This is a genomic window from Legionella tunisiensis (assembly GCF_000308315.1).
GTDB classification, from domain to species: domain Bacteria; phylum Pseudomonadota; class Gammaproteobacteria; order Legionellales; family Legionellaceae; genus Tatlockia; species Tatlockia tunisiensis.
Map to the genome: position 1 here is coordinate 1 of NZ_CALJ01000159.1, position 11,169 is coordinate 11,169.

Sequence of the window (11,169 nt, forward strand, 5' to 3'; positions counted from 1 at the left end):
TGCAGGTAATAATCGTCAAAATAGCCTGAGGATAAGACATGGGTACCGGTAAGGATACGTCGTTTAACTTCCATACCAAATCCTTCACTACGAGAGTTCGTAATTAACTCTTTTAAGGTATTTCCTTTATTGCTACGGTAACCAAAGCGTATACCATCGTAGCGTGATAGATTAGATGAGGCTTCTGCACAGGCAATGACGTAATAGCAAGGCACCCATAAAGGTTGTAGTGTCAAATCAAGTTGCACAATTTTAGCGCCTGCATATTGCAAGATTTTTACCGCATCACGGATGGCTTGTTGAATGTCAGGTTCAACTTCTTTTTGGAAAAAACAAGAAGGTAAACCTATACGTAAACCGTTTATAGATTGGTTCAAGGCTGCAGAATAATCGGGAATCTTGCAGGAGACTGAAGTTGAATCGTTGGTATCGAAACCTGCCATTGTTTGTAAAATCAAGGCTAATTCTTCCGCACTGTTAGCCATTGGTCCTGCTTGATCTAGGCTTGAGGCATAAGCGACCATGCCAAATCTTGAAATCAGACCATAGGTCGGTTTGATGCCTGAAATACCACAAAAAGCGGCCGGTTGCCTGATAGAACCACCGGTATCAGAACCGGTTGCAAAAGGAATAAGACGTGCAGCAACAGCCGCTGCAGAACCACCTGATGAGCCGCCAGGTACACGTTCCAGATCCCAAGGGTTTTTTACTGCACCATAGTAACTGTTCTCATTGGTGGAACCCATGGCAAACTCATCCATATTGGTTTTACCTAAAACAACAACACCTTCAGCGTCCAGTTTTGATACAATGGTGGCTTGATAGGGGGCATGGAAATTGGCCAGCATCTTTGACCCGCAGGTCGTTGGCAATGATTGTGTACAGAAGATATCTTTATGTGCTATAGGGATGCCAGTCAGTAACTTGGCGTTTCCGGTTTGTAATTGTTTATCGGCTTTAGCCGCACAGGTCAGCGCAGATTCTTCATCAATACTAATAAAACTATTGAGTTCGTTATGTTGTCGAATTCGATTCAAATAATGTTGCGTTAATTCAGTACTTGAGAATTCACGTCGTTTTAAAGCAAGAATTAATTCACGTAAAGAATGCTTGTGCATAAACTTATTGTCCTGGGTCGATTACTTTGGGAACGAGATACAAATCATCCTCAAATAGCGGTGCAATTTCCGCTAATTGTTTACGGCAATCTTCTTCACTGATTGCATCTTCTCTTAGTCTTTGGTGTAAATCAAAAGGATGGAAAAGAGGAGCTATCCCAGTTGTCTTGATTTGGCGTAGCTGTTCGACAAAATCCATAATCGCACCAACTTCTTCAGCAAGCTGTGCGTAATTATCAGCTTCAGGATCGAGACAAGCAAGTTGTGCAATATTTTCTAAATCAGTTTTTTAAACATCATTTTTCCCACAAGAGTGAAAAAAATTATACCCTGCTGCTCGTAAGATACAATCCCCTTTCTACCGAGTTTTGAGGTAGTGAAACTGTCTCATGCGATCTGGATTCCTCTGTATTTCTTGCAGAGAGCGGGTTTTAAAGTAGAATGGATGGAACTTATTATTGTTTTTGATTGAGTGTATTAGCGATGTTACAGCAGGTAAAAACCGCGGGTGGAATTCATATTGAGTATGAAGAGCATACTTTGGCTTATGAGAATGCTATTGAGCCTCTTCTTGAACGGCTTGATACGCATCGAGGGGCATTATTTGCCTCGAGTTTTGAATACCCTGGACGTTACACCTGTTGGGATATTGGTTTTTATAACCCACCTCTGGCTGTTATTTGCAAAACAGATGAAATTTATTTGGAGGCTTTGAACAAGCGTGGTGAAATTTTATTGGCGATGATTTTACCTTTATTGCAAGCAAGTAAGGAATTAATCATTTCTGAGCAGTCGCTGCAATGTTGCAAACTCGAAGTACAAGCGTCACAACAGATTTTCAGTGAGGAAGAGCGGAGTCACCAGCCTTCCATATTCACGGTATTACGCCAATTAATCGCTTTTTTAAATCAGATGAACCTTATTTAGGTTTGTATGGTGCTTTTGGTTATGATTTGATTTTTCAATTTGAAAAATTGCAACAACATAAAGAACGTTCGTCCGAACAGCGGGAAATGGTTTTGTATTTACCTGATGAAATTTATGTCGTTAATCACCGCAAAGAAACAGCCTTTATTCGTCGTTACGATTTTCAATACCAAGGAAAGTCTACGCAGTCGTTGCCGCGAGAAGGAGAATTTAAATCTTACGACCCTAAGTTTAAGCCGGAAAGAGATTGTGATCATGCTCCTGGTGAATACGCCAAACTGGTGGAGACCGCCAAGGAACGTTTTGCTTGTGGTGATCTTTTTGAAGTGGTTCCCAGTCAAACTTTTTATGCCCACTGTTCGGAACAACCCTCGGCGATTTTTACCCGTATGCGTCGCGTTAATCCATCGCCTTATGGTTTTTCCTTAACCTTGGCAAGGATGAATATTTAGTCGGTGCTTCCCCGGAAATGTATGTGCGGGTACAAGGCAGACGTGTCGAAACCTGTCCGATTTCAGGCACTATCAAGCGTGGGGCTGACGCGATAGAGGATGCCCACAATATCCAGCTTTTGTTAGAGTCGGAGAAAGAAGCATCCGAACTTACAATGTGTACTGATGTCGATAGAAATGATAAGTCAAGAATTTGCGAAGCAGGAAGTGTGCGTGTAGTAGGACGTCGTCAAATCGAAATGTATTCACGTTTGATCCATACAGTTGATCATGTAGAAGGAGTTTTGCGCTCTAATTTTGATGCTGTGGATGCTTTTTTAACCCATATGTGGGTGGTTACCGTGACTGGTGCTCCCAAGCTATGGGCAATGAATTTCATTGAGCAACATGAGAAATCACCGCGCAGATGGTATGCCGGTGCTGTAGGCTGGTTTGGTTTTAATGGAAATTTAAATACAGGACTTGTGTTAAGAACGATGCGTATTCAGCAGGGAATAGCTGAAATTCGTGTGGGAGCAACATTACTTTATGATTCAGAACCGAAGGCTGAAGAACAGGAAACAAGATTAAAAGCCTCTGCGTTTTTGGATATTTTGCAAAAACCGCAAGCTAAAGCAGGCCTGACTAATACAATACCACAAAATGGTGTTGGCAAACGCGTATTACTAGTCGATCATCAAGATTCTTTTGTTCATACCTTGGCTAATTATGTTCGTCAGACCGGGGCGGACGTTTTGACTGTCCGCAGTGAGTATGTTCAGGATTATTTGCAAAACCATCATTTTGATCTGGTTCTTCTTTCTCCTGGTCCTGGAAAGCCGGTAGATTTTAAGTTAGAGCAGACTATTGCAACAGTACTTGAACATCAGATTCCTTTGTTTGGCGTCTGTCTGGGTTTACAAGGAATTGTGGAATATTTTGGTGGAGAGCTTGGTGTTTTGACTTACCCGATGCATGGTAAGGCTTCTGAAATTGATGTTAAAGACGAAACCGGAATATTTGCTGGCTTAGGATCGTCTTTTACGGCGGGACGATATCATTCACTCTATGCAATACTGGAGCAAGTACCAGATGAATTGCGGGTAACTGCCTTGAGTCGCGATGGTATTGTTATGGCAGTTTCACATAAAACACTACCTGTGCACGCTGTGCAATTTCATCCGGAAACCATTCTATCTATGCCCAATCAAGCTGGGTTACGCATTATAGGGAATTTAATGAACATGGTGAGGAGCAATGCGCGATAAAATTTTAATTATTTATGCAACAGCTATCCTATTAGGCATTCTGACAGGGATGGTTGGTTCTTTTTTCAAATAGTGATTTCTTATGGCAATCAGTTTCTCGTAGCGCTTTTCCACGCCAGTGAGGCTCAAGGTTTGCCGGTTTGGTTAATCTCGGCGCTGATTTCCATGATGTTGGTCTTTATTACCTGGTTTTTAGTAAGAGGCTTTGCACCAGAAGCCTCCGGCAGTGGTGTGCAGGAAATCGAAGGAACCTTATTGCATGAGCGTGAAATTTTTTGGCGACGCTTACTGCCCGTGAAATTCATTGGTGGGGTGATGGCAATTTGCGCAAAAATGGTTCTTGGTCGTGAGGGACCCACGATCCAAATGGGAGGCAATCTCGGTGCTATGTTAGGGGACTATTTGCATCTACCGCGTGAACGCTGTGATACACTAATTGCAGCAGGTGCAGCAGCAGGCCTGGCAACCGCTTTTAATGCGCCATTAGCCGGCGTATTGTTTGTGCTGGAGGAAATGCGCAGTCAGTTTAATTTTTCGTTTACCAATTTTAAAACAGTAGCTATTTGTTGTGTAATGGCTACCATAACCTTGCATTATATGATTGGTTCGCAACCAGTCATTGTCATGGATGTCTTTACTTTACCCAGCCTGCAATCGTTATGGTTCTTTTTATTTTGGTATCGTGGTGGGCTTCGCCGGTTTAGTATTCAATATAGTATTGATGAAGACATTATATTTTACAGACAGCTTAACGTTTAAAACACGTATTGGCTATGTGCTGTTTATAGGCTTTTTTGTAGGCTATCTTGCTTACGCTTACCCGGAAACAGTAGGTGGAGGCTACGATATTATTGAACGTTCTCTAACCTTATCGCCACCATTCTCTGCATTATTAATGTTATTTGTGATTAGGTTTTTACCACCATGATTTGTTATTCTTCGAGTGTACCGGGAGGAATCTTTGCCCCTATGCTGGCATTAGGGACTTTACTCGGTATTGCTGCATCCTATCTTTTTGAAGCATTCAGTCATGATACGACAATTCATCCAGGGATGTTTGCTGTAGCAGGCATGGGTGCGCTATTTTCTGCAGCAGTTCGTGCACCGATAACAGGTATTATTCTTGTGGTAGAAATGACGCAGAATTATTTATTGATATTACCACTGATGGTTTGTTGCCTGACTTCAACAACTGTTGTGCAATTGGCTGGTAATGATCCTATTTATACGCAGTTGCTACAGCGTACCTTAAGAATGCAACGTAAGGACGGATAATATTTCTACTATCTTGGTGCTTATGGCTTGATTTTCTGCGCTTCGCTGCTCACATACTTATATGTATGCTGTGCTGCGATGCTCGAAAATCAAGCCATAAGTACCTTAATTAATACGCACAATGATCTTGCCAAAGTGGTCGCTATTTAGCATGCGGGCATGGGCTGCCTCAATGTCCTCAAATTTGAATTCAGAGTCGATTACAGGGACTATATGCTTGTTAAGTAGCGCTGTAGGCCATTGTTGCTGTACTGCTCTCCATAACATGGTTTTTTCATAAAGGGATTGGGAACGTAAAACAAAACCATGGATCGCTAACCGTTTTCTCATGAGTAGTGCTAGATCACATTCCGCTTTATAACCATCCATGCAGGAAATCTGGATTAATTTTCCCTGTAGCTTCAAGAGTCTTAAGTGTTTGGGAAAATAGCTTCCACCTATAAAATCAACAATAACATCAACTGATTCTGCTCCAAGAACTGCTTCGAAGTCCTTTTGATTGTAATTGATAAGAGTCGATGCGCCTAAATGTAAGGCCTTATCCATTTTCTCTTGGTTACTGGTGGTACTAATGACCCTGGCACCTAGATGATTAGCCATTTGAATAGCAATGGAAGAAATACCGCTACCTGCTGCATGAATTAATAGTGTTTGTCCTTGTTTTAGTTGTCCAATTAGAAAAATAGTAGCATGTGCTGTCATTAAGGCTTCGGGGAGAGCTGCTGCATAACTAAAATCCCATGACTCTGGAATAATTGCAGCAAGATTTTGATGTACAGAACAATATTCGGCATAACCTCCACCAGCTACGAGACCATAAACACGATCACCAGGTTTAAATTTTTTCACAGCAGAGCCTATTTCAACCACTTCGCCTGCAACCTCCAACCCAGGAATGGTCGATTCACCCCTTGGTGGGGGGTATTTACCACGCCGTTGTAGTAAATCAGCACGATTTACTGCAGTTGCTTTTACCTGCACCAAAATTTGCTCTTTATCATAGGTGGGTTTTGCTTCTTCTTTAATAAGTAAACGGCTTTCAGGGCCTGGATTCTCTATGATTACGCAACGCATAAGCGACTTCTTATTGGCCAGTAAAAACAGTACTATAAATCTTCTAAAAAACAGATTCCAGTTACTTACAATTTCTTAACGGATTAAGACTCGCAAAATGAAAAGTCTTCGTTATATACTTGCAGATTAGCTAGTAATTTGGTGCTGGATGTCAAAATATACGCAGCATAAGAAAGTAGCGTTGATGTTTATACTCCCTCAACTGCTTATTACTCTGTTATTTTTATCTGGCCTGCTTGCAGTGCTTTGATTCAATCTGTTTTTTAGTGATGCTTTCGGCTTGCATAACCGTTTTGCAGGCCTCGCTAATTTTTTGATTTATTTAAAGATCCTGGTTATGGCAAAGCAGTTCTGGTTACTTTAGTCATTGCTTTCTTTGTAACTCTACTAACAATGAGTTTGGGTTTATTGTTAGCAGTACTTGTACAGAGCCGGAAAAAAGTCAGCGCATCTATAAAACCTTACTTCTCTGGCCTTATGCTGTTGCTCCTGCAGTGGCGGCTATATTATGGCGTTTTTTGTGTCAGCCTACGATTGGCTGGTTAGCATATGGTTTACGGGAGTTAGGGATTAATTTTAATTATTTGATTAACGCCAAACAGGCTTTACTTGTTGTCATATTGACAGCAAGCTGGCAACAATTTAGTTATAATTTTCTTTTTTCTTTGCGGCGCTTAAGGCAATTCCCAATTCCTTGATTGAAGCAGCTATTATTGATGGTGCTTCAGCTTGGCGGCGATTTTGGCAAATTATTTTTCCCTTATTATCGCCAACCACGTTTTTTCTTTTAGTTATGAATTTGATCTATGCCTTCTTTGACACCTTTGGCATTATTGATGTAATGACCAATGGTGGGCCGGGTAACAGTACAACAACCCTAATTTATAAAGTCTATAAAGATGGTTTTGTCGGCATGGATCCAGGTAGCTCATCAGCTCAATCAGTAATGCTGATGTTAATGGTTGTCGCTCTCACCCTAATCCAATTTCGTTACCTTGAAAAAAGGTGCATTACGAATGAAAACTCTAAATAGTCTGCTTACTCATGGATTACTGTGTTTAGCAATTGCTGCTTTATTCGTACCTTTATATCTGGCCTTAGTAGCAGCTAGTCATGAGGGGGCTGCCATGATGCAGGCGCCTTTACCTATCTGGCCTGGGACCGCTTTTTTTCACAACTTGAAAATAGTACTCACGGAAGGATTAGTAGTGACAGGTGGCCAACCCGTTTGGCAAATGTTACTCAATAGTTTGTTGATGGCGGTTTTAATTGCCGGAGGCAAAATTATTTTGGCTCTCGGTTCAGCCTTTGCGTTGGTTTATTTTGAATTCCCTTTAAAAAACTCTGTTTCGCACTCATTTTTTCTACCATGATGTTGCCTGTCGAAGTAAGAATAGTACCTACTTTTCAAGTCATTGCTTCTTTTGCCTGGTTGAATACCTTTGCTGGTCTTACCTTGCCGCTAATGGCTTCTGCTACAGCTACTTTTTTATTTAGACAGTTTTTTAAAACGGTTCCTAAAGAACTTGTTGATGCAGCTAAACTTGACGGCGCAGGGCCCTTGAGATTTTTTAGACGTTCTTTTACCCTTATCCAAGACACAGATAGCTGCTTTGTTTATTATTCTTTTTGTATATGGTTGGAACCAATATCTTTGGCCGTTGGTTATTACCACAGACACTAATATGGCAACAATAGTGATGGGCATCCGTTATTTGGTGGGAGTAGCAGATCAAATCCCTCAATGGCATTACATCATGACGATTGCTTTGATTGCTTTGTTACCACCTTGTTTGGTAGTGATTACCATGCAACGTTGGTTTGAAAAGGGGCTTACGCATTAATGGCAACAGTAAATTTAGTAGATGTCAGCAAATTCTATGGCCAACAGCCTATTCTCAATAAAGTGAGTTTAAGTATAGAAAAAGGAGAGTTTGTTGCTGTGGTTGGACCGTCTGGTTGCGGCAAATCAACCTTGTTACGCCTTGTTGCAGGTTTGGATACGGTCAGCAGTGGCAGTATTCTGATCAATAATCAATGTGTTAACAAAATTCCTGCTTCCAAGCGTGATATGGCTATGGTTTTTCAAAACTATGCACTTTATCCGCATATGACTGTTTACGATAATATGGCCTATGGCCTGAAAATGCGTGGGATGAAGAAGACTCAGATCCAGCAACGAGTACATGAGGTCGCTGCGATGCTCCAGCTCTCGGATTATTTACTGCGTAAACCGCAGGCACTTTCTGGTGGACAGCGGCAACGCGTAGCAATGGGACGTGCTATTGTTCGTTCACCAGCTGTGTTTTTATTTGATGAGCCTCTTTCTAATCTGGATGCAAAATTACGGGCAGAAATGCGCTATGAAATTAAAAAATTGCATCAACAACTCCGTACTACTTGTTTATATGTAACACACGATCAGACTGAGGCGATGACAATGGCATCCAGGGTATTGGTTTTAAATAAAGGGCAGGTTGAGCAGATTGGTTCTCCACAGATGCTGTATCAACAACCGGCTTCACTGTTTGTGGCTGGCTTTACTGGGCATTATCCAATTAATTTTTTACCTGCAAAAATAGACTTGACGAAACAGAAAATAGTCACTGAAATGGGTATTGAGCTATCCTTACCTGTGTTGAAGGAATCTCTGACCTGTGGAGCGGAGGTGGTAGTGGGGATAAGGCCTGAACACTTAAATTTTACTGTCAGGAATAAACCTGGGGCAATTCCAGTAAAAATAGAGTTTATTGATGATATGGGGGCTGACAAGCTCATTCAAGTTATGAGTTGCTGTGGTAAGGCCCGCTTTTCAGTAAAAATTTCTGCAGATACTGAGATAGTTGAGGAACAACTTGCCTTGGAACTTCTTGTAAATAAAGCTAATCTATTTCATCAAAAAACCGGATTGCGATTGGGAGGCTGGCATGACTGAGCAAACGAAGACATTACGTGAGATTGATACCCCATTTTATACTTATTGGCAAGCACTCTATCTTTCTTTTTTAGTAGCCGTCTTTATGTTGATGTAGGGAAACGGTGGAAGGGGTTTGGCCTTCTTTATCTTTTATTACTGATGTTTATTGTTTCTATTCCCTTTGCTGTGCGTGTTACTTCTGATTTTAATCGTTTTGTTAACGAAGAGATGATTCGACCACTTGAAGAATTACCCTCAATTTACATTCAAAATGGTAAAGTATCCTTCGATAAGCCGATGCCCTATATGGTAAAAATAAAGCTGGTCAGGTTGTTTTGATTGTTGATACAACAGGTAAGGTACAGACCATTAATAGTACCTATCCTTATTTGACAACTCTAATTACCAAAGATAAATTTATGTACCGCTTTCCTTCCCCACAATTCTTTTTTCCAAAGAGCCTGTTAACGCGGAGAGTAGTCTTTTTGTGCAAACAATTAGTGGGCAAGTGAATGAAGTTTTCGATGGCAAGCGTTGGGTAAAGTCGTCTGGGATTGAACGAGTTAAATATCTTTCAGCTACAATTATCTATCCTATGGTGGCGTTGATTTTCTTTGCCATGTACCTCGTTTTTTTCTGGCCTTTGCTCTCATGGGACAATTTGTAGCGAAATTATTTCTTAAATTATCGCTTGGCTATAAGCAAGCCACTCGATTATTAATAGTCAGTTCAACGCCGCAAATCGTATTGTTGTTATTTATGTTGACAATGGGTTGGTTGTTTAATTGGTTTGGCTTCGTTTTGCTTATCGTTTTGTCTATTTATTTTACTTATGCGATTATTTCATTGAAACGAGAGAGCCATAAACTGGTGGTTTCGTGAAAGGATTAATTCATTTTGCTCATGGTAATGGATTTCCTGCGCTTTGCTATAAGCAGTTATTGGATAAGTTGAAAGAACAATATGATTATTGTTACATCGATAGGATTGGTCATAACCCCCAATTTCCGGTCACCGAAAATTGGCATTTTCTGGTTGAAGAAATCATTGCCAGTGTCAAAAGACAGGCCAATCAGCCCGTGATTGGCCTTGGACACTCTCTTGGCGGTGTATTGAGTCTTTTGGCAGCGATTGAGGAACCACAGTTATTTAAAGCGGTTATCATGATTGATTCGCCACTTCTAGGGCATTTTAAATCAAGCATGGTACGTCTTGCTAAAGCGCTGGGAGTGATTGATAGAATAACCCCGGCTGGTCGTACCCGTGGCAGAAGAGAGTGTTGGCAAAATAGAGAGCAATTACTGGCTTATTTGAAAGGCCGAGAGTTGTTTCAAACGTTTACTGAAGCCTGTTTAAAAGACTATATTGATTATGGTTTACAACAAACAGGCCAAGGATATGTATTACGTTTTGATCGTCATATTGAATATTTGATTTATCGTACGATCCCACATATCTTGCCTGCTTACGCTGGAAAAGCGAGGGTTCCTGTGGCTTTGATTTATGGAAATAAAAGTACAGTGGTGGACAGGCTCGATGTGCGCTATATGAAAAAGCATTACCATATTGTATGTTTTAAGGTAGAGGGAACGCATATGTTACCTATGGAGCATCCAACTGAGTTGGCAACTCAAATTTTCACTCTACTTGATGCTATACTGAAATGACGGTATTTGTTGCGCTAATAAAGTATCGGCAATATTGCCTTGCCTCGTTTTTTGCTGCACATTATCTTGTTGCAGGAATTTAATTGAATTCAAGGATTGTTTACTGAAAGGAGAAAACAGTGTTGCATAGTCTGATTGTTCTGGCGGTGGTGAGTGGAGCTCTTTTATTACTGGCCAGGCAAGCTTCCCTTGCTGTATGGGCTATAAGTTATGCTTTATTTGCATTATTGATTGTACGTTATGGCTCTCCCGGTTTTCTAGCGCAGTTCCTTTTGTGGGCTGTTTTGGCAGTATTGGTTCTTTGTGCAATTAAACCACTACGCAGAACACTGTTATCTCGCCGTATCTTTGCTGTCGTTAGTAAAGCGATGCCCGCTATGTCTTCCACAGAACGTGAAGCCTTAGAAGCTGGTACTGTAAGTTGGGAAGGGGATTTATTTAGTGGTTCGCCTGATTTTACTGCCTTGCTTCAGGCACCAGTCGTTAAATTAA

Annotated in this window: 7 protein-coding genes and 6 pseudogenes; 10 read left to right on the top strand and 3 right to left on the bottom strand. The window is 41.0% G+C overall.

What is annotated here, in order from left to right:
- Window positions 1-1,118, bottom strand: a 1,118-nt coding sequence (locus tag BN58_RS09970; RefSeq protein ID WP_019216698.1) for an amidase, incomplete at its 3' end; no start/stop codon positions are given.
- 4 nt (window positions 1,119-1,122) lie between these two features.
- A pseudogene (gene gatC, locus BN58_RS09975) lies at window positions 1,123-1,392 on the bottom strand (Asp-tRNA(Asn)/Glu-tRNA(Gln) amidotransferase subunit GatC); the annotation flags it as partial.
- 209 nt (window positions 1,393-1,601) lie between these two features.
- On the opposite strand from gatC, the pseudogene BN58_RS23940 reads away from it, so the two are divergent.
- Window positions 1,602-3,744: pseudogene (locus tag BN58_RS23940) on the top strand (anthranilate synthase component I).
- Window positions 3,734-5,019: pseudogene (clcA, locus tag BN58_RS23945) on the top strand (H(+)/Cl(-) exchange transporter ClcA). Before BN58_RS23940 ends, clcA begins: the two co-directional pseudogenes overlap by 11 nt.
- 105 nt (window positions 5,020-5,124) lie before the next feature.
- Here clcA and BN58_RS09990 read toward each other — a convergent pair.
- A complete protein-coding gene (locus BN58_RS09990; protein ID WP_019216702.1) occupies window positions 5,125-6,093 on the bottom strand; it encodes an NAD(P)H-quinone oxidoreductase in 969 nt (322 codons plus the stop codon).
- A 494-nt stretch (window positions 6,094-6,587) separates the two neighbouring features.
- Between BN58_RS09990 and BN58_RS37740 the strand changes: the two genes are divergently transcribed.
- From BN58_RS37740 to fadE, 8 genes and pseudogenes are all read left to right on the top strand, one after another.
- Window positions 6,588-6,791 (top strand): ABC transporter permease, encoded by a 204-nt coding sequence (locus tag BN58_RS37740; RefSeq protein WP_232220502.1) that lies wholly within the window; start codon window positions 6,588-6,590, stop codon window positions 6,789-6,791.
- On the top strand, window positions 6,788-7,126 hold the full coding sequence (locus BN58_RS37745; protein ID WP_232220503.1) for an ABC transporter permease subunit: 339 nt from the start codon (window positions 6,788-6,790) through the stop codon (window positions 7,124-7,126). Before BN58_RS37740 ends, BN58_RS37745 begins: the two co-directional genes overlap by 4 nt.
- Window positions 7,127-7,220: 94 nt before the next feature.
- Window positions 7,221-7,937 (top strand): annotated as a pseudogene (ugpE, locus tag BN58_RS36995) (sn-glycerol-3-phosphate ABC transporter permease UgpE).
- Window positions 7,937-9,028, top strand: a complete 1,092-nt coding sequence (locus BN58_RS10005) for an ABC transporter ATP-binding protein (RefSeq protein WP_019216703.1) — start codon at window positions 7,937-7,939, stop codon at window positions 9,026-9,028. Before ugpE ends, BN58_RS10005 begins: the two are co-directional and overlap by 1 nt.
- Window positions 9,029-9,154: 126 nt before the next feature.
- Window positions 9,155-9,349, top strand: a pseudogene (locus BN58_RS29810) (DUF1189 family protein); the annotation flags it as partial.
- A 312-nt stretch (window positions 9,350-9,661) separates the two neighbouring features.
- Entirely contained in the window at window positions 9,662-9,892 is a 231-nt protein-coding gene (locus BN58_RS28415; protein WP_026069397.1) for a hypothetical protein, read from the top strand.
- Window positions 9,889-10,677 (top strand): alpha/beta fold hydrolase, encoded by a 789-nt coding sequence (locus tag BN58_RS10025; protein WP_019216705.1) that lies wholly within the window; start codon window positions 9,889-9,891, stop codon window positions 10,675-10,677. Before BN58_RS28415 ends, BN58_RS10025 begins: the two co-directional genes overlap by 4 nt.
- A gap of 119 nt (window positions 10,678-10,796) precedes the next feature.
- Window positions 10,797-11,169, top strand: a pseudogene (gene fadE, locus BN58_RS10030) (acyl-CoA dehydrogenase); the annotation flags it as partial.